The sequence below is a fragment of the Streptomyces macrosporus genome (assembly GCF_039533145.1).
Taxonomy (GTDB): Bacteria; Actinomycetota; Actinomycetes; order Streptomycetales; family Streptomycetaceae; genus Streptomyces; species Streptomyces macrosporus.
Map to the genome: position 1 here is coordinate 1 of NZ_BAAASZ010000025.1, position 22124 is coordinate 22124.

At 71.8% G+C, this 22124-nt stretch carries 13 protein-coding genes and 2 pseudogenes; 7 read left to right on the forward strand and 8 right to left on the reverse strand.

What is annotated here, in order from left to right; translation table 11 throughout:
* Positions 1-124: 124 nt before the first annotated feature.
* From istB to ABD335_RS16955, 3 genes and pseudogenes are all read right to left on the reverse strand, one after another.
* Positions 125-921: pseudogene (gene istB, locus ABD335_RS16945) on the reverse strand (IS21-like element helper ATPase IstB).
* 14 nt (positions 922-935) lie between these two features.
* A pseudogene (istA, locus tag ABD335_RS16950) lies at positions 936-2501 on the reverse strand (IS21 family transposase).
* A gap of 188 nt (positions 2502-2689) precedes the next feature.
* Positions 2690-3466 (reverse strand): hypothetical protein, encoded by a 777-nt coding sequence (locus ABD335_RS16955; RefSeq protein ID WP_344323728.1) that lies wholly within the window; start codon positions 3464-3466, stop codon positions 2690-2692.
* A gap of 2696 nt (positions 3467-6162) precedes the next feature.
* On the opposite strand from ABD335_RS16955, the gene mobF reads away from it, so the two are divergent.
* Together mobF and ABD335_RS16965 are read left to right on the forward strand one after the other, a co-directional pair.
* Positions 6163-10899: a MobF family relaxase gene (mobF, locus tag ABD335_RS16960; protein WP_344323730.1), complete on the forward strand. Its 4737-nt coding sequence runs from the start codon at positions 6163-6165 to the stop codon at positions 10897-10899.
* A gap of 858 nt (positions 10900-11757) precedes the next feature.
* Complete coding sequence (locus ABD335_RS16965) at positions 11758-12126, forward strand: hypothetical protein (RefSeq protein WP_344323732.1); 369 nt, start codon at positions 11758-11760, stop codon at positions 12124-12126.
* Between the two features lie 168 nt (positions 12127-12294).
* On the opposite strand, the gene ABD335_RS16970 is transcribed toward ABD335_RS16965, so the two are convergent.
* Positions 12295-12669, reverse strand: coding sequence for a hypothetical protein (locus ABD335_RS16970; RefSeq protein WP_344323760.1), 375 nt, complete (start codon positions 12667-12669; stop codon positions 12295-12297).
* Positions 12670-12731: 62 nt separating this feature from the next.
* Between ABD335_RS16970 and ABD335_RS16975 the strand changes: the two genes are divergently transcribed.
* From ABD335_RS16975 to ABD335_RS16985, 3 genes are all read left to right on the forward strand, one after another.
* A protein-coding gene (locus tag ABD335_RS16975; RefSeq protein WP_344323734.1) for an IS5 family transposase occupies positions 12732-13525 on the forward strand; the annotation gives its coding sequence in 2 pieces (ribosomal slippage) (positions 12732-13056 and positions 13056-13525; 795 coding nt in all).
* A 373-nt stretch (positions 13526-13898) separates the two neighbouring features.
* On the forward strand, positions 13899-14474 hold the full coding sequence (locus ABD335_RS16980; RefSeq protein ID WP_344323736.1) for a TetR/AcrR family transcriptional regulator: 576 nt from the start codon (positions 13899-13901) through the stop codon (positions 14472-14474).
* Between the two features lie 430 nt (positions 14475-14904).
* A complete protein-coding gene (locus ABD335_RS16985; protein ID WP_344323739.1) occupies positions 14905-15186 on the forward strand; it encodes a hypothetical protein in 282 nt (93 codons plus the stop codon).
* Between the two features lie 118 nt (positions 15187-15304).
* Here ABD335_RS16985 and ABD335_RS16990 read toward each other — a convergent pair whose 3' ends face one another.
* Positions 15305-16771, reverse strand: coding sequence for a non-reducing end alpha-L-arabinofuranosidase family hydrolase (locus tag ABD335_RS16990; RefSeq protein ID WP_344323741.1), 1467 nt, complete (start codon positions 16769-16771; stop codon positions 15305-15307).
* A 722-nt stretch (positions 16772-17493) separates the two neighbouring features.
* Here ABD335_RS16990 and ABD335_RS16995 point away from each other — a divergent pair.
* Positions 17494-18927, forward strand: coding sequence for an endo-1,4-beta-xylanase (locus tag ABD335_RS16995; RefSeq protein ID WP_344323743.1), 1434 nt, complete (start codon positions 17494-17496; stop codon positions 18925-18927).
* 660 nt (positions 18928-19587) lie between these two features.
* Here ABD335_RS16995 and uppS read toward each other — a convergent pair.
* Positions 19588-20388, reverse strand: a complete 801-nt coding sequence (uppS, locus tag ABD335_RS17000) for a polyprenyl diphosphate synthase (protein WP_344323745.1) — start codon at positions 20386-20388, stop codon at positions 19588-19590.
* A 301-nt stretch (positions 20389-20689) separates the two neighbouring features.
* Here uppS and ABD335_RS31025 point away from each other — a divergent pair, with 301 nt between their 5' ends.
* Positions 20690-20887: a hypothetical protein gene (locus ABD335_RS31025; protein ID WP_486387926.1), complete on the forward strand. Its 198-nt coding sequence runs from the start codon at positions 20690-20692 to the stop codon at positions 20885-20887.
* Between the two features lie 510 nt (positions 20888-21397).
* Here the strand turns inward: ABD335_RS31025 and ABD335_RS17010 are convergent.
* Both ABD335_RS17010 and ABD335_RS17015 read right to left on the reverse strand, forming a co-directional pair.
* Entirely contained in the window at positions 21398-21556 is a 159-nt protein-coding gene (locus ABD335_RS17010; RefSeq protein WP_344323747.1) for a hypothetical protein, read from the reverse strand.
* On the reverse strand, positions 21484-22044 hold the full coding sequence (locus tag ABD335_RS17015; protein ID WP_344323749.1) for a GmrSD restriction endonuclease domain-containing protein: 561 nt from the start codon (positions 22042-22044) through the stop codon (positions 21484-21486). The genes ABD335_RS17010 and ABD335_RS17015 overlap by 73 nt, the downstream gene beginning before the upstream one ends.
* Positions 22045-22124 lie beyond the last annotated feature (80 nt).

Below are 22124 nucleotides of genomic sequence, written 5' to 3' on the forward strand. Positions count from 1 at the left end.
TGCACGGTGACGACCGTGATCGAAGCCGGTGAGGGCATGACGGCTGTAGCTGCGGACCTGCGGGGATTCCTGTGCCAGGGGTAGGTCGACCATGATCGCTCCGCGCAGGCACCGCGCGCCAGGTTCAGCCGACGGCTTGCTGCTCAGCGCGGGCGCGAGTGGTGGCGAGACGGTAGGAGTCGGTGCCGGTCTCGATGATGGTGCCGCCGAAGGTGAGGCGGTCGACGATGGCCGCGCAGAGCCGGGGATCGATGAACGTCTTGATCCAGCCGCCGAAGGACTCGTTGGAGGCGATGGCGACGCTGTTCTTCTCCTCGCGTTCGGTCAGGACCTGGAAAAAAGGAGTTCGGCGCCGCGGCGGTCGAGTTCCATGTAGCCGGGTTCGTCGATGCAGAGCAGATCGACGCGGCCATAGCGGGCGATGGTCTTGGTCAGCTGCTTCTCGTCCGCGGCCTCGACCAGCTCATTGACCAGCTTGGTCGCCAGGACGTACTTGACTCGGTAGCCGGCCATCGCGGCCTCGGTGCCCAGCGCGATCAGCAGGCGCGACTTGCCCGTGCCGGAGTCGCCGATGAGACAGAGGGGCAGGCCCTTCTTGATCCATTCGCACTTGGCGAGGGTGTGGATCATGGCTGCGTCGATGGTGGGGTTGGCCTCGAAGACGAACTTCCGCAGCGACTTGTCGCGAGGGAAGCCCGCTGCCTTGATGCGACGCTCGGAGCGGCGGCGGGCCCGGTCGTCGCACTCGGCCAGGAGGAGCTCGGCGAGGAAGCCGAGGTAGGACATCTGCTCGCGGCTCGCGGTCTCGGTGAGATCGGGGAACTGAGAGCGGATGGTGGGCAGCCGGAGCATGCGGCATGCCTGGTCGACGGCGGTGGTGGCGGCCTGCTCGGTGAGTCCTCGCTGGCGGGGAAGGGTCACGGCGTTCTCCTCTTTCACGGGGTGGGGTGGTCGGGTCGGCGGAGCTGCAGCAGCTGGTCGTAGGGGGCGACGGAGGGCAGGGGCCGCTTGTCGGGTGGCAGGTTGGCCCTGACGGCCGCGGGCAACGGGGCGATGGCGGTCTGGCTGGTGGTGGAGGGCGGCTGCGGAGGTTCTTCGACCCCGGTGTCGGCATCGCTGCCTTGCGGGCTTCGAGAGCGACGGCGTCGGCGGTGAGGGCACCGGTCTTCAGGGCTGCGGCAAGGCCGGTGACGAGGTGTTCGTGGGGCAGGTGGCGGCTGAGGAGGAGTACCTCGATCAGGGCCCGGGTGCCGTCGCGTTCACCGTGCGCTTTGACGGCGGCTTCCCACCAGGCGTCGTGCATGGGAGTGAACCGGCCGGCGGCCCGGGCCTGGTCGAGTGCGGTGGCGCCAGGCAGCGCACCAGGCTTGCGGATCAGCGCCTCCAAGTAGTGGTCGAGTTCGAGGCGGGATCCATTGCGGGCGATGAGCCGCTCGTGTCGAGCGACTTCCTCGCGGCCGTCGTAGACCACGAGCTCGGAGGCGTGGAGCATGACGCGGACGGTGCGGCCGATCAGCCGCACCGGCACCGAGTAGCGGTTCATCCTCACGCAGATCTGGCTGTAGCGGTCGACCCGCGGTGTGGACAGTCGGCCGGTCTCGAACGGCTCCTCCGGCAGTAGCGCGAGCAGCGGTTGCTCGGCCGCGAAGTACTCGCCGATCGTGCGCGGGCGGGAGCGGATGCGGCGGGCGTCGTCCTCCTGGTCCCCACCGGTCGATCATCGCGCTGAGCTCGGCGAGTGTGTCCACTTCGGGGACGGGGACGAGGTGGTTGCGGCGGAACCAGCCGATCTGGCCCTCAACGCCGCCCTTCTCGTGGGCACCGCGGATGCCGGGCTGGCAGTAGAGGGCGTCGATGCCGTAGTGGGAGCGGAAGGCGGTCCAGCGTTCGGCTTCCACCCGGCGACGGGAGAGGCCCAGCACCTGGGCGACTGCGGCTCTAAGGTTGTCGTAGCGGACCTTCCCGGTCGACACTCCGCCCAGCACGTTGAGAGCGTGGACGTGGCCCTCGAAGAACGCTTCCTGCCCTGCCGAGACGAAGATGCGGTGCACGGCCTTGCCCGAGTACGACAGCCGGAACGCGAACAGGTAGCAGGTCATCAGCTCGCCGGCCAGCCTAACTGTGACGTCGCCGAAGTCGACCTCGGCCTCCGCCCCGGGCCTGTGGGTCTGCGGGACGAACGCCTCCACCACCCCCTTGCCGGCCTGGAGACGGATCTCCTCACGGCGGGCGGCGACGTAGGCGCGGACCATCTGGTAGGAAACGTCGACGGCTTCATGCTCGTCCAGCAGCCGGTTGTAGATCCGCTTGACCGTGTGGCGCTGCTTCCGCGGCGCGGTCAGGTCCGCCCTCAGGATGGCGTCGATCACCGGTTTGTAGGGGGCCAGGCGCGTTGCCCGTGGCCTCATCTTCTTGCGCGGCTCCGGCAGGGCCGAGGTCAGAGCCCTCTGCACGGTGTTGAAGCCGACGCCGTACTTCCGCATGAGCGCGCGCGTCGACATGCCGGTCCTGGCATCACGGCGAATCGCCGCGTACAGATCGACCTTGGTGTTCGGCGCCCGGGCCCCCTCGTCGTGCAGAGCACAACCATGGTCCCGAGGCAAGCACCTGGGCGTTCTCGGAACTCAGCGACATCACTCTCCCGTGGAACCAGGCGTTCGCACCGCTGACCAACAGACGTTCTCGAAACTCACCTACAAAGCCAGTCGTGGCAACTGGTTCGGTAGGGGGCGCCGATCGCGGCCTCCTCCAGGGCGAACTGCAGGAGGAATCCGCTCAGCGTTTCCTGCTCGGGCACCAGGTGACCGTCGTCGAACCATACGGTGGGATCGGTGTCGGCGGCGCCCGGCCCACAGGGAATCGACCAGGTCCAGCCGCCCTGGCACTCGACGCCGAAGACGAGGCGCTCTGCGCTGCCGTCCGGGCGCAGGTCACCGAGGAGTCTGATCCGATTGTGGCTGCCGAGGATGGCAGGACGCTGTGCGGCGAGGCGGTAGAAGCCGGCCAGTGCACGCGGGAGGGAACCGGGGATGTCGGCGGTCGGCTCCCGCGTGCTGGCCACCGGGTACCAGGCAGTCAGGAAACGTTCCAGAGCACGACCGGGGTTCGCACGCACGTCGCCGAGCCAGCCCGGCACGGGGGGCGGAGGCGGTGTGACCGGCGGCCGGACCCGGTCGAGGACCTCGCGGCTCAGCGGTGGGCTGATCCGCAGGTGGCAGCGGACGAGTACGCCCTCACTCACCTCGCACATCGGAATCCGACCGGCGCCGAGATAGAGGCAGCCGCCGTCGAACCGGACGAAGAGGCGCATGAGCGGCTGTGGCGGTGTCCCGACCGTGGTGAAGGGCATGGGCTCCATGAGCCGTGACGCGACCGGGGCGGGCACCGGACCGACCAGGCGGAACTCCTGATCGTTCCACACCCCGCTGACTTCCGGATGGTCGCCGGGGTCCGCGATGATCACCATCGACGAGGAGCCGAGGGCCACCGTCGCACCGGGCACCGGGAACACTTCGCCGTCCGGACCGGCAAGGCCGAGAGCCGTATCCGTATCGACCGGGGTAAGCGCAGTCGGACCACCCGGGAAGGGTATGCGCCGAAACGATCAGCCAGAACGGGAAGCAAGCAGTCGCCGGGCCCGGACGTCGCCTGGCAGGAGCCCCTACGAGGCGAGCACGTGGCCGCATACGGTGGCCGCATACGCGATTGGGCGCATTCGCGTATACGCCGACCACTCGACCCACACCCACCTCGAACACGGCCCCTGGCCCGCGACCGATCCGCGCCCCGCCTAGCCGCCCACCCGTCCGGACCCTCCTGCCGAACGCTCGACCAGGGGGCACGGACTCAACCCGGCCGCGCACCACAGCGAACCCGGCCCCCACCCCCCTGCCACCCACGGACGGACACCACTCATAGAAGACCTCACCACTCCCACCCTCTGGCTGCTCGCCCCCCTCTACACCCTGTCCGCCGCACTCCTCACCACGGCCACCACCGGCAGCGCCCTCCAACACGACCCGTAGTCCGGGACCCCCAGTACGCAGCCCTGACAGTGCTCACCGCGCTCGGCACGCACGCCTGAAACACGCCCGCCGACGAGCCCGGCCCGCAGGACCCCGCAGCCCCGGACGGCAACGACGACACCCCGCGAACACGCCACCCCACTAACCCACCCCCTCCACCAACCCTTTCTCGGCGCTGGCACCCCTCGGCGCGGAGAAACGGGGCACACGCCCCGGACACCGACCCTCCCGACGCCCCGACACGCCCAAGCCCGACCCCGGCCCCCATGACACCCCGAACCGAACCCCGGGCCCCGACCCCCCTTGTGCGACCACGCACGGAAAGAAACCCACCCCATGCCCGACCCGACCCGCCTGCCAGCGGCCCTCACCCTCGGCACGTGCGCCGCCACAGCCACCCTGCTGACGCTGGCCCCGCCGAATCCGGCCCATCACCGCCCTGTCCCTGACCGTGTCCCTGCTGCTGGCTGCTGAACCCCTCCTACGCACTCGCCGCCTTCTGGCTGCTACTGCCGCTGCTGACACGCCTGTAGTCCCACACCCCGCCCACCGGCCGGGACCACACCCCGACGACACCGGTCGACCTCACCAAGGAACCGCCCCGGTAACCCACACCGGCCCCGCACCCCGCCCACCGGCACACCCAGGGGGACGCCACCGCGCACCAGCAGACGACGATCAACCAGATCGCCGAACCGACCGGCCTGTTCACCGACGTCGACTACATCACGGTCACCGAGACCCACACCGACACCGGCGCCACCGAGGACGTCGTCCCCCCGCCCCTGATCCGCCGCACCACCCGCCGCAACGGCGACACCGTGTGGATCCTCACCCCGCCCGGCATCCACGAACGCATCTTCGTTGCCGACCGGGCCCCGGTCACCGTCCACCACAAGAACCCCCAGCCGCCCGCCGCCCCGGCCACGCCCCCGGCTTCGGCTGCGTGGCCCCAGACCCCCGCCTCTCATCCCGCGCCCGCCACCTTCGCGCAACAGCCGCCCGCCGCATCGCTCCAGCGGCGACCCGCCGCCCCCTGAACCCGCGCCTGCCCCCACCTCCGCACACCGCGCGGTCCCGGCCCTCTCGCACCTCTACCGTGCGAGAGAGCCAGGGTCGCACCCGTCTCCCCGGGGTCGAGCTCAGCCGACCACCCCCGAACCTCCCGGACCCGGCGGGCCGCTGGCCACGGAATCGACGGGCACCATCCCACCCCGCCCCACACCGGCCGCGCCAGTTGGGGGAGCGGGCACCGACGCCGCCACGCCTCCGGCCCCACGCCCGGCCCCGCCTTCTCCGGCTTCTGCCCGGCCTCCTGCCCCAACCGGCGCAACTCCTTCACCCGCTCCGCCCCCACCCCCAACCGCCGCGCACACCCCGCCACCGTCTCCCCGCCTCCTCCATCGCCACCACCGCCCCCGCCGCAACTCCTCGGCCCGTTCCTCGGCCATCCGCGCCGCGGCCACTCCAACGCCTCTCGCCGCTGCGCCACCGACTCCCTGCCGCCCCGACTCCGGTTCCGACTCGCCACCACGATCACCTTCCACACCTCTCGACCGGCCCGCCCGGCGCGGACCCTCCCGGCCGCCCATCCCACCGCGCCCCCACCCCCGGCGCACCGGCCCAACCGGGACGCGTCCCACGCCGGTACACGCCCATCCCCGCCCCCGGTCCCGCCTGCGGGGCGCCCACCCAAACCCAGGGCGGGCGGCAGGAAGGGGAGGGAGCCGGGGAGCGTGCCGTGTCCCGGTCGACGAACCGGCGGCGCACGCCCTGTTCGACGACGTCCTGTTCCGGGTGGGGCCGGCGGGACGCTGTCGTTGGTGGGCGATCGCTCCCTGGCGCATGCCCGCCAGCGCTACCCGGTGGCGGCCTGCTCCCGGTGGTGCCCGGATGGTGTCCGGTGGGGTGTGGCGGGGTGGTCGTGCCGTCGGTGGACGGCGATCGGTGGTGCCCGGTCGACCCCGGGGCGGCGCCCGGTGGGGCGCCGCACACCTCTGGCACTGCCCGGCCCCGCCCCCGGGCGTGGAGGCGGATCTCCCGTCGGGCGGGACGGGGGAGCGGATCGTGTCCCGCCCCGGTGGGCGCCCCGGCCCGCGCCGCGCCGCCTCGGGGCGCGGACCGGTGCACTGGGGGGATGGGAATGACGGCGCAGGGCATCACGGCCGCCAGCTACCGCTACTACCGGCGCTCCATCGCGGCCGGGGACGGGGCGGCCGGCGGGCGGCCGACGGTGTCCTCGGCCGTGCCCGGGGTACCGCCCGGGATCTGGCATGGGCGGGCGGCCCGCACCCTGGGCCTGGCGGGGGAGGTGACCGAGGCGCAGATGCGGGCCCTGTTCGGGCTGGGCCTGCACCCCAACGCCGAGGAGATCGCGGCCGGTGAGCTGGCCGCCAGCGCGTCGATGCGGCGGGCCATGGCGGCGGCCAAGCTCGGCCCGGCGCTGCCCCGCCTGGCCGAGTCCTCCCCGCTGGAGCAGGAGATCGACCGGGTACTGGACCACGCGACCGAGCGGCTGTGCCGCCCGCTGACCAAGGCCGAGAAGCAGGCCCTGCGCCGGCAGACCGCGGCCGCGGCATTCGAGGCCGAGTACCACCGCCGGCCTGCCGACGGCGCCGAACTGGACCGGTTCCTGGCCGCCCGCACCGGGGTGCGCCGCCACGCCCGCACCGGCTACGACCTGACCTTCTCCAGCGAGGAGCTGTCGCTGCTGTTCGCCCTGGGCGACGCGGCCGTGCGCGAGGTGGTGCTCGAGGTCCTCGCCCAGGCCCGCGCCGAGACCATTCGCTGGCTGGAGGAGCACGCGCTGGCGGTGCGCACCGGGGCCGGCGGCGCCGCCCAGCACCGGGCCCGGCCGGGCCTGCTGGCCACCGTCTACCTGCACTACACCTCCCGCGCCGGAGACCCGATGCTCCACGAGCACGTGGTGATCAGCCCCCGCGTCCAGGGCCCGGACGGGCGGTGGCGGAACCTGGACTCCCGGCTGCTGCTGCGGGAGACGGTCGCCGCCAGCGAGCTGTTCAACCAGCGCGCCCTGGAGCTGATCTGCGCCCGCCTCGAGCTGGCCACCGAGGCGGTGGAGACCACCCCCGGGCGGCGGCCGGTGATGCGCCTGGTCGGCATCGACCCCCGGCTGCGGGCGGTCTTCGCCCGGCGGAGCACCGCAGTGCGCGCCGCGGCCGAGAACCTGATCGCCGACTACCGGCGCCGCCACGGCCGCGATCCGGACCTGCCAGCCCGCGTCCGGCTGCAGGGCCGGGCGGCGCTGACCACCCGCCCGGCCAAACCCGCCGCCCGATCCCTGGACGATCTGCTGGCCGACTGGCGGCGCCGGGCGATCGCCGCGACCGACCCGGCCACCGTGGCGAACCTGCTGCCGGCGGCCCGGGCCGCGGCCGCCCGCCTGCGCCCCACCACCCCCCGGCCGGAGGGGGAGCGGGACGGGGAGGGGCAGGTGGATGTGGCGGCGGCCGCCGAGCAGGTCCTGGCGGCGGTGGCCGCCCGCCGCACCACCTTCCGCCGCCGGCACGTGCTGGCCGAGGCCCGCCGCCACCTGATGCGCACCCTGCGCGGCGCCACCGCCGCCCCGGGATCGGCCGAGGCCATCACCGACGCGGCCCTGGCCTCCGCCGACTGCCTGGACCTCACCCCGCCCGATCTCCACCCCCCGCACCCGGACCTGGCCCGCCCGGACGGCTCAAGCGTGCACCGGCCGATCGGCTCGACCACCTACACCACCCGCACCCTGCTGGCCGCCGAACAGCGGCTGGCCGGCGCCGCCCGCACCGGCGCGGTGCCGCCCGTTGCGCGGCGCGTCTTCCGCCGGGTGGCCGCCACCCACCCCGGGCCGCTGGACACCGGGCAGAAGGCGCTGGCCGCCTCGTTCGCGCTGTCCGACCGGCTGCTGGTGGCCGGGCTCGGCCCGGCCGGGGCGGGCAAGACCACCGCGATGCGGCTGGTGGCCGCCGCGGTCGACGCCGCCGGCGGCCGGCTGATCCCGCTGGCCCCCTCCGCCCGCGCCGCCCAGGTGCTCGGGGAGGACCTGGGCCGCCCGGCGCACACCCTGCACGCCTGGCTCCACCACCGCCGCACCGCCGCCGGCGGCGGGGAGACCGATCCGGCATTCCGGCTGGGCCGCGGGGACGTGGTGCTGGTCGACGAGGCGGGCATGGCCGGTACCCGACAGCTGGATGGGGTGCTCGCCGACGCCGCGGCCGCCGGCGCGGTGGTGCGCCTGCTGGGCGATGTCCATCAGCTCGCCGCGGTCGAGGCCGGCGGCGCGCTGCGGCTGATCGCCCGCGCCGGCGGCGCGGTCGAACTCGACCGCCTGCACCGCTTCGCCACCCCCGGCGAGGCCGACGCCTCCCTGGTGCTGCGCGACGGCCAAGACCCGGCCGAGGCGTTCGCCTGGTACCGCAGGAAGGGCCGCATCGTCGCCGGCACCCACGAGGCGATGTGCGACGCGGTGTTCGCCGCCTGGGCCCACGACACCGCCGCCGGCCGCACCGCGCTGATGACCGCCGCCGAGGCCGCCACCGTGGCGGCGCTCAACGCCCGCGCTCAGGCCCACCGCTTGGCCGCCGGAGAACTCGACCCCGACCGCGCGGTGGTGCTGCGCTCCGGAGTCCGCGCTTATGTGGGGGACGTGCTCGTCACCCGCCGCAACCGGCGCCGGCTGACCGTCCGCGGCGGGAAGGACTTCGTCAAGAACGGCGACACCTGGACCCTGGAGACGATCCTGCCCGGCGGGGACGCCCTCGTCCGCCACACCCGCCACCGCGGCCGGATCCGCCTCGCGGCCGACTACCTGGCCGCCCACACCGAACTCGGCTACGCCTCCACCGTCCACCGCGCCCAGGGCATGACCGTGGACGCCTCCCACGCCCTGGCCACCCCCGCCGCCACCCGCGAGAGCGTCTACGTCCAACTCACCCGCGGCGCCCGCACCAACCGCCTCTACCTCGCCCTGGACGCCGGCACCGCCCTCGACCAGACGCTCAGGACCATCGCCGCCCGGCGCCGCGCCCACCTGTCGGCCACCGAAACGATCGCCGCCGCCCACCACGAGGCGACCGCCCCGGGCCGGCTGGCGGCCGAATTCACGCACGCCGCCGAGCACGCCACCACCGCCCGCCTCACCGGCGTCCTCGAGCGCGCCCTCGGCCCGGAGCAGGCCGCGGCGCTACTCGCGGCCGACGCCCACCCGGCCCTGATCCGCGCCCTGGCACAGGCCGAACGCGCCGGCCTCGACCCGGCCCGGCTGCTGAAGCAGGCCACCGCCGGGCGCGGCCTGACCGACGCCGACGACCCCGCCGCAGTGCTGACCTGGCGGATCCGCGCGCGCCTCACCGATGCCGCCGACGCGGCGCAGACCGCGGTCCGCAGCGGATTGGCGCACATGCCCCCGGCCCGGCTGCGCACCCTGGACCGGTTGGCGAAGGCGCACCGCGCGGCGGCCCGCGCCGCTCTATGGGCTGCGGAGGCAGCCGCCGCCCACCTGCCGACCCCGGTCACCACCCGCGACGGCGAGACACATCCGGCATGGCTAGACCGGCCGCTGGGGCCGCTGACCGCCGCCGAGCTGGCCGCCCAGACCACGGCGGCCTGGGCCGCCGCCCGCGCCGCCCAGGCCGCCAGCACGCCGCTATCCCCGGCGGCCCGCGCCACCCTCGCCGCCCTCCACCGGGAGACCGCGTTGCGCCGCGCCCTGCCCCGGCAGGACCGCGCCCGGGAGGACCACCAGCGTGAGCAGGCCGTTGGGACGGAGCGGTCCCTGTCGGCGGTGCGCCGCAGCATCGCCGACCACCGCGCCACCACCGCCGCCCGGCTGACCTCCGCGCGGGCCGCGCTGGCCCACGCCGACGCCGTCGCCGCCCGCGTCGCCGCCCGCGTCGCCGCCGAGCTCCGCCTGCGCGATCGCCTGCCCGACCACCCGCCCCACCGCCCCGACCACCGCGGCGAGGTCCCCGACTGGGTCGCCGACCGGCACGCCCTGGTCCACCCCGACACCCCCGAGCACTGGCGCGCGCACCTGGCCGAACGCCACCGCCTGCTGGCCGCCGCGCTGGTCGACCGCGGCCACGCGCTGGCCGCCGACCCGCCCGCCTGGGCCCACCCGCTGGGCCCGCCGCCCCCGCCCACCGGGCCCAGGCGGCGCGCCGCCTGGGCCCACACTTGCGCGCTTCTCGAGCTGTGGCGCACCCGCCACGCCCGCACCGGGGTGCCCGGCCTCGGCCCCCGCCCCACCGACGCGGACCAGGCCGCCGCCTGGGACGACCTGGCCGCCCGCATCCGCGCCCTGCGCGGCCGGCGCCGCCCCACCCCCCACCCGCCGCCGCCGGACGCGCCAGCCACGGTCGTCCTGCACGCGGCCCTCGCCCACCTGGACACCCCGCCGTCCTCCGGGCCGCTGCCCGACCACCCCGCCCTGCGCGACCCGTACGCCGTCGCTCCGCTCCACCCCGCCGCCCGCGCCGCCCGCACCGCGCGGGCGGCGTTGGCCGCCACCCTCGCCGGCGAGGACCTCCCGGAGACCTGGATGGAGGAGATCACCCCACCCGAGGACGACGAGACCGAACACCGCACCTACCTGCGCCTGCTCACTGCCGTCGGCGACTACCGCCGCCGCCACCACCACGCCGGCCCCGACCCCCTTGGCCCCCGCCCCTCGGGCACGGCCGGCGAGGAGTGGGACCACCTGGTCGACGCCCTCGACCTCTACACCCGCGCCCGCATCGAACGCCGCCTGGAACGCCTGCGCGAGCGCACAACCGCCGCCCGCGCCGCGACGGCGCCCCCCGCCCCCCTCTCGAATCCTGCCCTGCACCCCGACCCCCACCAACTCGCCCCCGCCCCCCGGTCCCCCACCCGCTGACCCTGCGAAGGATCCCCCTATGACGCCCGCGACCGGCCCGACCCGCCGCGCTCCCGCCCGCCCACCATCGGCCCGCGGCCCTCGCCCGGCCGTTCCGTTCCCCCAGGAGAAACCCGACGCCACGGTGGGCGGTGTCGGCCCTGGCCGCCTGCTGCGGGGCGGCCGCCGTCGCGGTGTGGCCGTGCGGCGGGTTGTTGTGGAGCGCGCTGGACGCGGCCGGGATTCTGCCGCTCGCCACCCTGCCTGCGGCCAGGCCCGGTCACGCCGACGAGTTCCTCATACCTTGTGCCTCGTAAGGTCGTTCTCGACCGATCTATCGCCCTGCCACAGCGTGTACGAACTTGGCCCCGGGATCCCAGCTCGGGCACCAGGGGACAACTAACCGGCCGGTAGCTAAGGCGAATCGGACGTGACACCGCGACAATCGTGTGCCAACCTGCGGAAATGATCCCAGGATCGTCCGGGGATCCCCGGACGATCCTGGCGCACACGATGCCATCGGCGGGGCTTCCCCTTCGGTGAAGGCGGTGAAGCCGCGCTCACGGCTGGAGGATGGCCTTCGGGAGCTTCCCCGGTCTTGTGCCTTTCTGACGTCACCCTGCTGAGCCAGTCAGCGGATACAAGAGCCCCCAGTTCTGAGGTTGGCGGATTCCAGTGGTCGTCGCAACACGTGGTCACTGGCGTGTATGCCGAGCAGGGTAAGCAGGGGTCCGGCTGGAAGTTCTCCCAGCCGGACCCCTGCCGCATCGGCGGCGGGATCGTGTGGCCGCTCCGGCAGGGCCAGGATCGAGCAGCTCCCCGAGACCGCCGCCTGGTCCGCTCCTCAGCCCGACAGGGGCAGGACCAGAATGACGCCTCATGAACGGTGGATCGGACTGGCCGACGGACAAACTGACCGCGCTCCGCCTCGGCAGGAGGCTGGTGGCGGAAGTACCGGCATCGCGCCCGGACCGCCGCGCTTTCGTGGACATCCGCCCCACGCAGAGCAGGCCCGATGCTCAGGCCCGGGCCGAGGGGTGGGTGCGCAGCGACCCCGAACGCGGCTTCCGTCTGGAGCACTGGGAGTACGACCGCCGGTGCATCGACGGCTTTGACTACGACATCGGCGCGGCCCTCGTCAGGTCGGCCGACGCCACGGACGAGTCCGAGCTGCTCACGGTGCTCGATGCCTGGGGCGTCCGGCCCGACCGCTTCGGCTATCCCTGGGACAGCGACGATCCCAGATAGCCGACGATCGGCTCGGGGGAGCTGTCAGCTCGCGCAGACGGGCGGCCGGGGTTGCCCAGCCGAGCGTCTTGCGTGGCCGGCCGTTGAGCTCGACGGCCGGCCACGCAGGAGACCTCCGAAGGGGGTGCTGGGGCCGTAACTGATCGTTTCAGAATGCGGCTGAGACGGTCACTCGTCGTCGAGCCGCTGGAGGACTTGCTCGAACTCGCCGGAGTCGAGCAGACCGGCGAGCACCCGGGCCATGTTCTCGATGCCGGGATCCCGGACGATCAGGCCATCGGAGCACCAGAAGCAGCGGCCGCCCAGATCCTCGCCGGTCCGAGTTCCCTTCTCCATCAGGCGCTCGACCTCCGCGACGGTGAACACCGTTGCGCTCCAACGTGAGCCGTCCGCCGGCCGGACCTCGACATCGACGTTGCAGACGGCATCCAAATCCTCACCCGCGTCGGGCAGGAAGGACGCTTCGAAGCGGTCCGTGCGGACGCGATACCAGGGCCCGTCCCACCCCTGTTCAACGACTTCGGGTTGCGCGCTGCCGGTTATCCCAGGAGTATCCCGAGCCGTCCCGACGAGCTCAACCAGGTCCTCTGGCAAGCTGCTACGCCATGACCACCGACCTTGTCCTCGATGAGCTGTGGGGACGGATAGCCCCGCTGCTGCCCGAGCGGCCCGCGCGACGACACCGCCACCCCGGACGGCTGCCGGTGCCGGACCGGACCGCCCTGGCCGGCATCGTCTACGTGCTGCGCACGGGAGTGGCCTGGCGGGACGTGCCCAGCCAGAGCGTGGGCTGCTCGGGAGTGACCGCCTGGCGCCGACTGCGGGACTGGACCGAAGCCGGCGTCTGGCCCCGCCTGCACGCGGCACTCCTCACCGAGCTGCTGGACATGGACGACTGTGCAATCGACGGCTCCCACATCAGGGCCCTGAAAGGGGGGCCCATGTCGGGCCGTCGCCGGTGGACCGCGGCCGCCCCGGTTCCCAGCACCATGTGATCGTCGATCGTCTCGGCACTCCACTCGCTGCCTCTGTGACCGACGGAAACCGGCACGACGTCACACAGCTGCTCCCGCTCCTGGACGCGATCCCCCGGATCCGAGGTCAGCGCGGACGCCCGCGCCATCGGCCCAAGCGACTCTTCGCGGACCGCGGCTACGACTACGACGTGTATCGCCGCTTGCTGTGGAAGCGCGGGATCAAACCTCTCATCGCTCGCCGAGGCATCGCTCACGGCTCTGGCCTCGGCCGCACCCGTTGGGTACTGGAGCGAACCTTCGCCCGGCTGTATCAGTTCAAGCGCCTGCGGATCCGCTATGAGCACCGAGCCGACCTCCACCAGGGCCTCCTCGAACTCGCCTGCAGCATCATCTGCCTCCGACGGCTCCGCAGATCATTCTGAAACGACCAGTTAGCCCCAGCCGCGCCATCACCCAGGCGAACACTCCGCCCGATGCGGCGATCCGGTTCAGAAGTCACCCGATAGGGGTGGCTCCCATCCAACCCGAGGTTTGCTCCGCCATGAGGTGTCCATCCCCTGCACGGACGGACCAACGGGGCTCTGAACTCGCCGAGGCCTTGGCCCCCGTTCAAGCCGATAAGAACAGCGTGCCCGCATCACGGAAAGCGAGCCGGAACCACTACTGCTCGACAAAGCCAAGAGTCGGCGTGCATTTGGCGGAAACGCAGTCCGAAGAGCGGTGAGAGGGCCGACGACCACGAGACGGAGGACCCACCAGGTGTCCGGGCGTCGAAGCGGGCGATACTCGAGGCCCGTGCTCTCGCGTGCGGTCGAGGCCAGGTACGAGGGGACGACCATGGCTGATGTCGCCCACTTGTCCGGCCTGCCGATCGGATCCGTCTACCGGCACTTCCAGAGCAAGGAACGACTCTTCGTCGAGGTGCTCGACCACTGCTTCGAGGTCTGGCGGCAGGCCCACCTGTCCGTCGGCGACCTGCGCGAGCCGCTGCGGCGCGGCATCAGCGATTCGGCCGGGCATCCGGGAACCTCGCCGACCCGGCCCGCCGCGTTCTGGAGCATCGGCCTCGTCTTCGCGTTCGAGCGGCGGCTGGAGGACAACCGTGCCCGGCAACGGTACCTCGCCATTCGCAAGGAGATGTTCGAGTTCATCGCGTCCCGGTTGCGCGCCTCGCACCAAGGGGTGACGAACGAAGTGGCGGCAGAGCCGGCGCACGACATGACGGTCATGGGGCGGTCCCTCACCGACGGTTTCCGAGTGGCCGCGGCCGCCGGCGACGACACCGACTTCGCCCGGTACGCCAAGCCTGCGGCCGACGCGCTCGAGTCCTTGATCTCCGCTCGCCTGCAGGAGCACGCGGAGAGAGCCTGACGGAGAGCGAGAGGCGGACGCCTGTCCAAGCGCCGGCCGGGGGCTTCACCGGGTCGACTTCAACGACGCCGAGTGGGCCGTCGCCGACCGGCAGGACGTGGCGACGCGTGACGACACCGTCAGGCCCCGTACCGACGTGCTGCCGGCCGCTGACCGCAGCGGTCGTGTGACGTGCTGCTCGTGATCGCCTTCTCGGCCTCAACCGGCAGGCGACGCACGGAAGGGCCTCGCCCCGGACAACGCTCGAACCACCCAAGGGCTCGGACGGTCAGAGCGTGCCTCGTCGACGGGGCGGCGGCCCGTTGTGCGTCGATGACGGTTTGCCGGCCGGGCGCCGTGGCTGGTTCGCGACACCGACATGACCTGACGTGGCAGCAGCAGGCCGACGTCTCACTCCCGGCCCTGTTCGCCGGCCAGGAGTTTGTCCCGTATGCCGAAGATCGACGCCTCCACTGTCGCCGGACACCGCGCCCAGCGGCGCGAGGCACTGATCGGGGCGGCGATCGACATCCTGGTGAACGAGGGCGCCGCCGTCACACCCGCGGCGGTCGGCGCTCGCGCGGGCCTGATCGCCGGAGTGCTGAACACGGCCCTCGCCGTCGTCGACGGCGGCGCCCCGCTCCACGCGGTCGCGGAGCGCACCCTCGTCCTGGTGCGCCGCTGCCTTGCTCCGCTCGGCAGCATGGTCCACGCACCAGAGGAGGGTCACTGAACGTCCTTCACTGTGCCGGCGGGGGGCCTGGGCTTTTCAGATCACGGCGTGGCGGGCTCGGCCTTCCGCCGAGCCCGCCACGCCGGCTCCCTACCGGAGCCGGACTCGTGTCATGCCGTCAGCGCTGTAGTGTCAGCAGACCCGGACGGTAGGGCAGGAGGCCGTAGTCACCGCCGGAGTTGGGGCTGCGTCCCTGGTAGAGCAACTGCAGATTGCAGGGATCGACGGTCATGGTCTGATCGGGGCTGGTGCGGATCAGTTCGCCGTGGCTGATGTCGTTGGTCCAGGTGGCGCCACTGTTGGCCTTGCCGGCGAAGGGATTGTTTTCGGTCGCGGCCTGGGGTGTCCAGGAGCCGTTCAGGCTGGTGGCCGTGAAGGAGCGGAAGTACCGGCCCTGCGAGCCGATCGCCTCGACGATCATGAGGTAGCGGTTCTGGCCCCGCAACTTGTAGACCTGCGGGGCTTCGAACAGGTTGTTCGTCGTGTCGCTCATGATCACTGTCGAGGTCGAGCCAAAGCTGCCCGGGAAGTTCCCGATCGGCATGCTGGCCCGGTAGATCTTGCCGTTGTCGCCGGCGAAGAACAGGTACATGTTCGTGCCGTCACCGATGAGCGTCTGGTCGATGGGCCCTGTTCCGGAGTCGGAGATGCTTCCGGAGAAGAGCACCTGCTCGGACGACCAGCCATTCGGGTTGGTGGGGTCGCTCGACGTCCGGTAGGAGAAGGCGGTCCTGCCCCACTGGTAGGCGAGCACCCAGACGTTCTTCGGAGCGAAGTAGAAGAGCGTGGGTGCGACGGTGGAATTGGACATCGCGTTCTGGCTGGCCGAGGCCATCTCCGACCAATTGGTGAACAGGCCGAAGTTCATCGAACCCCACCTCGTCCCCGTGTCGTGCGTGGTCGCGTAGACGAGTTGTCTGCCGTTGTAGGGGGCGACGGTGAAGTCCTTGAGCGAGACCCACCCCTGCTTGGGCTGCGCCAGCGCGCCCGTCGATGTCCAGCGGTAGGTCGACGGAAGATCACACGAGCCGGGGGTTTCGGTGCCGACCTTGACGAGCTGCCACTGCTGGTTGGCGCCGCCCCAGTCGTCGTACTGGACGATGTTCGCGTTGTCGGCGGTGGAGGCACCTTGCACTTCGAGGGCCTTGTTGCTGTGGCGCGAGATGAGCCTCACGTAGCCGTCCGAACTGTCGGCCAGCCGCCACTGCTGGTTGGTGCCGTTCAGGTCGGTCCACTGGACGATCGAGCCGCCGTTCGCGGTGGACCAGTTGTAGACGTCCAGTACCTTGCCCGAGTGGCGGGACTTGATGCGGTAGTAGCCGTCCCCGGAATCGACGAACTGCCACTGCTGCTGAGTCTGGTTGTTCCTGGTCCATTGGGTGATGCGGGCGCCGTCGTCGGTCGCCATGTTGTAGACGTCCAGGGCTTTGCCACTGTTGCGGTTGACCAACACATACGAGGCGTTGGGGTCCACGGTCGCGGCTTCGGCGGGCTGGGCACCGAGGAAGGCGGCCGCCAACAGTAAGGAAACAAGGACGCCGAGTAAGCGCCTTGGGTGGACTGGAGACGGGTGGCGAAGCCACATCGGAGGGCCTCCTTGGGGGGCGGGGGCGAGGTGACGCCGACGAACCGTGGAACGGCCGTGCCGGGGGCAAGGGCAGGTCCGAAAGTTTCGAAGGTGTCCCGGTTCTGTGACGCCACAAGCTAGGAAGGCGGGGCCTTCCGGTCAAGGCCTGTCGCCGAGGTGTCCGTAAACACTTCCTTCCCCTCGGACACGACAAGCCGTCACGCCGACCGCCTCCCCGCAAGTTCACGACGCGGCTCGCCGGTCCAGGGATCCGCCCGGCTCGCGAGGGTTCGAAAGTTTCGCACGTGGGGCGAAAATTTTTCGCGCCGCGAGGGTTGACGAGGCGCTGTCAATTCCTCAACATCTTGTCTGGACAGTCGACCATAGTTCGATATTTCGAACACCGTGGTCCTGTGCGGACTGTGCTGTACGGCAGAGCCGCGCACAGCAGCACGACAGATCCGCACACCGAAACACCCGCGCCACCCCGTTTTTCGTTCCGGTGAGGCTCACACCGACGCATCCTGACGCCTCGTGCAGGCGGAGAGGTGTGCGACACCGCGTGACGCCCCCGGCTGAGCAGCGATGGAGTACCCCCGTGCCTGTGTCGAAAGACCGCTGCCGCCCGGCGTACGTCACGCGGCGACCGACCGGGCGCCGTCCGTGCCGGTCGAGATCCTCCCGGCTCCCATGACCGCGGTGTCCGGTGGTTCCGTTATTTCTACCTTGGAGGCACAGCCATGGGCTCTCATGCCCTTCCCAGATCCGTTGTCCGGCGGAAGCTCCGCGCTCTGCTGCCGGCGCTGGTCGCCGGCGTCCTCGGTGTGGTCGCCGCACTGGTCGCGCCACCGTCCGCTCAGGCCGCCGAGAGCACGCTCGGCGCCGCGGCGGCGCAAAGCGGCCGCTACTTCGGCGTCGCCATCGCCGCGAACAGGTTGAGCGACTCGACGTACGCGACGATCGCGGCCCGTGAGTTCAACTCGGTGACGGCCGAGAACGAGATGAAGATCGACGCCACCCAGCCGCAGCGGGGCCAGTTCAACTTCACCGCCGCCGACCGCGTCTACAACTGGGCGGTGCAGAACGGCAAGGAGGTGCGCGGCCACACCCTGGCCTGGCACTCCCAACAGCCCGGCTGGATGCAGAGCCTCAGCGGCAGCGCACTGCGCCAGGCGATGATCGACCACATCAACGGCGTGATGAGCCACTACAAGGGCAAGATCGCGCAGTGGGACGTCGTGAACGAGGCCTTCGCCGACGGAAGTTCGGGAGCCAGGCGCGACTCCAACCTGGAGCGCACCGGCAGCGACTGGATCGAGGTCGCCTTCCGCACCGCGCGCGCCGCCGACCCGTCCGCCAAACTCTGCTACAACGACTACAACGTCGAGAACTGGACCTGGGCCAAGACCCAGGCCATGTACCGCATGGTGCGGGACTTCAAGCAGCGCGGCGTGCCGATCGACTGTGTCGGCTTCCAGTCGCACTTCAACAGTGGCAGCCCCTACAACAGCAACTTCCGCACCACCCTGCAGAACTTCGCCGCCCTCGGCGTCGACGTGGCCATCACCGAACTCGACATCCAGGGAGCCTCGCCCTCGACCTACGCCGCCGTGGTCAACGACTGCCTGGCCGTCTCCCGTTGCCTCGGTGTCACCGTCTGGGGCGTGCGCGACAGCGACTCGTGGCGTTCGGAGCACACGCCGCTGTTGTTCTACAACAACGGCAGCAAGAAGCCCGCCTACACCGCCGTCCTCGACGCCCTCAACGGCGGCTCCACCACTCCGCCGCCCGGGGACGGCAACACGATCAAGGGCGTCGGCTCGGGCCGCTGCCTGGACGTGCCCAACGCCAGCACCACCGACGGCACCCAGCTCCAGCTGTGGGACTGCCACAACGGCACCAACCAGCAGTGGACGTACACCGATGCCGGCGAGCTCAGGGTCTACGGCGACAAGTGCCTGGACGCCGCCGGCACCGGTAACGGTGCCAAGGTCCAGATCTACAGCTGTTGGGGTGGCGACAACCAGAAGTGGCGCCTCAACTCCGACGGATCCATCGTCGGCGTCCAGTCCGGCCTCTGCCTCGACGCCGTCGGGGCCGGCACCGCCAACGGCACCCTGATCCAGCTCTACTCCTGCTCGAACGGCAGCAACCAGCGCTGGACCCGCGCCTGACAAGGCCTGCCACCGACGAAAGGGTGAATCGGTGACGGCCTACGGTGCGGCTTCCCCCGCCCTCCGCGAGGTCGTCGCTGATGGTCACGGGTCGCCGCCGTGATGGCGGCGACCCTCGTGATCGGCTTGCTCGCCGGAGTGAATCCGGCACCCGCCGAGGCGGCGACGGTGGACACCAACACCTGGTACGCCCTGGTCAATCGCAACAGCGGCAAGGCGCTGAGATTCTCCTGCTCCCGGGGAGTCGCGGACGCCCCGGCGCCCGGATCGGCCCGGGCTACGGCCACGAACATCCCGCGTCCACGGACGGGTTCGCCGACACCCGGGAGGAGCGGACCGCCGACGCGCGGAGGGACCGTACGGTCTTCGGGGTAACTCCCGATCAAGAAAGAACACCTGATGAGCGACGTGATCGCCTCCACGGAGGCGAGGCGGTAGGAGTCGGTGCCGGTCTCGATGATCGCGCGCCCACATGGCCGTGGTGCCACGAGGACGGCCGGTCCGTGCCGTCCGGGCGGCGGGCTCGGGCACCACCGCACCGGACCGGGGACGAACGGACACCGACCGCCTCGGGAAGACAGGGCTGTACAGGATCAGCCGAAGCATCCCGAACCGCCGGCACCCTTGTCCGCGGAGCTCCACGATGCCCGACAGAGTCGCTCAATGACTCGTCTCGCCGGGGGACACGGGTGGAGACACGGGTGCGGCGCCGTGACGTCGCTGACGGTGGCTGTATTCGTTGATGGCTTGCCACAGGTCGCGGCGGTCGATGTCGGGCCGGTAGGCATCGGTGAAGTGGAGCTCGGCGTGGGTCGATTGCCACAGGAGGAAGTTGGAGATGCGGCGCTCGCCGCCGGTACGCCAGAGCAGGTCGACGTCGGGAGGGTCGGGCAGGAGCAGGTGGTCGGCGAGGTCGCTCTCGCCCACGTGATCGGGGTGGAGGGCGCCGGCTTTGCCTGCGCGCATCAGCCGGACGGCGGCTTGGGTGAGTTCGGCGCGGCCGCCGTAGTTGAAGCAGAAGGTCAGGGTGAGGCCCGGGTTGTGCCGGGTGCTCGATTCCGCGTGCAACAGCTCCTCGATCAGCTCTTCGAGCAGGCCATCGGTGCGGCCGGCCCGGCGTAGTCGGACTCCCAGTACGGCGTAGGTGACGACCAAGCTGCGTAGCTGGTCGCGCAGAGTGTCGAAGAGGTAGGTGACCTCCTGGTAGCCGCGTTTCCAATTCTCGGTGGAGAACAGGAACAGGCTCAGGTGCGACAGCCCGATCTCTGCGGCGCCGAAGACGACGTCCCGCATGGCGTCGTTGATGCCGACCCGGTGGCCTTCGTGGCGGGGCAGGCCGCGCTGGGCGGCCCAGCGGCCGTTGCCGTCCATGATCACGGCGAGGTGTGTGGGCATCCGTTCGGACGGGATCTGTGGGGGCCGCTCGCCGCTGGGGTGCGGGGGCGGCGTCTCGAAGCTCACGCGCGGCGCGCTCTGGCGGGGGGTCGGCACGCTGGTGCGTTCGGCGCCGTGTGGGGGCGGCACGGTCAATGGAGACAGACTCCACGCCAGAGCCGCCCGAGCCCGAGCCGGGACGAGGACCCGGGCGCTGGCGAGGGGTGCCGGCCGAGGCGGTGTGTGCAGGACACTGGGCCCGGCGGCGGCGATGGCATTGAGCTGGACGTGCAGCAGACCGGCCATCGTCTGGCGGATCGTGGCGGGGCCGGGGCATTCCGCGGGTGAGGGCAGGCTGGGTCAGCCACTGATGGGCCACGCTGGTCAGATGCGCGATCACTGCGGCCACAGCAGGGCTCCAGCGCCGGTGCAGCAGGTCGTCGGCGGCTCCGGGATGCTGGTCAAGCACCTCGTGGGGCAGGAGAAGGTCATCTTGGGCAAGGTCGACGGACAAGTCGGTGAGGATGTCGGTGAGCCTGAAGCCGTCAATGAAGCAGGCGTACGCCTCCTTGGGCTCCAGGCGTAGCGCCACCGGAGCGCCGACCCGGTCGAACAGGTCCTGGGCCACGTCGGACCATGGCAGGAACGTGCTGCGAGACCAGGCCCGCCACGCGGTTCAGTCGGTGAAGTGCCTGCCGTACTGCGACGGGGCGGCCGAGCTCCCGGCCGCCCCGTAAGGCCATGCTCTTCGGCCGACCAAGACCCCGGCCCCGCAAGCCGCGAACAACGGCACACACGTCCACAGGCCCGTAACCACTGGACGGCCGGCTGCCGGAGGTCACCGGCCGGCGCGCGGAAGAACCGACCAAGGGAGCTGCGGTGATGACCGAGCCGGTGTGCTCGGGTCCGGTGGCCGGGCCGACTGTGAGCCCCGCCCGGCCGGCCCGTGCCGCCGAGACCGGGCCGGTGACCCTCCTTTATCGCGGCCGTGGCCGGTTGTCGGCCCGGCCGGACCGGCGAAAGCAAGCGCGTCCGCGGCGCCGAGGGGGTGGGCACCGCGGGCGGGGAGCCGGGGTGGGAGCGCGACCGTTGCGGGTCAGTCGGTGGAGGTGACCGTGACGGGCACGTTGGGGCAGTCGGCGGCCAGGTCGGTCAGCCGGTTCTGTTCGGCCCGGTCCACGGTCAGGTTCCAGCGGAGTTTGATCGCGGTCCAGTCGCCGAGGTAGTGGTAGACCACCGCCGGGCCGGCAGCCACTCGGCGATGTCCTGGTCGGCCTCCTGGCGGTTGGCGCGGGCGGTGACCGCCACCAGGGCCCGCGGGTCGCCCAGGTCGTCGGCGTAGGCTTCCCGCCGCTCATCGGACCAGTTCGAGGCGCCGGAGTCCCAGGCCTCGGCCGGCGGCACCAGGTGGTCGATGTCCAGCCCGCGCGGGCCGACCACGTGTTGGTCGTCGTACCAGGAGTGCCACAGGCCACCGGTCAGGGTGCACCGGCCGGTCACGGTCGGCGGGTCGACGGCCTCGGCCAGCAGGACCTCCGCCGGGGTGGTGCAGCCGTCGCGGTCGGCGTCGATCCAGTGGCGGAAGGCCTCCCGGGTGTATCCGGTGCGGTCCTCGGGGGCGACCGGCAGCGCGGCCACCGCCGACCGCAGCGGCAGGGTGAACTCCCCGGCCGAGGCCTGGGCGTGCGCGGGCGGGGCGGCGGCGAGCACGGTGGTCGTGACGACGGCGAGCGCGGCGGCCACGCCGGCGCGGGACGCGGATCTCAGAGGTCGTTCTCTTTCCGAACCTCGTGTGTGGTTTCTGCTGGTCAGGCATGAGATCA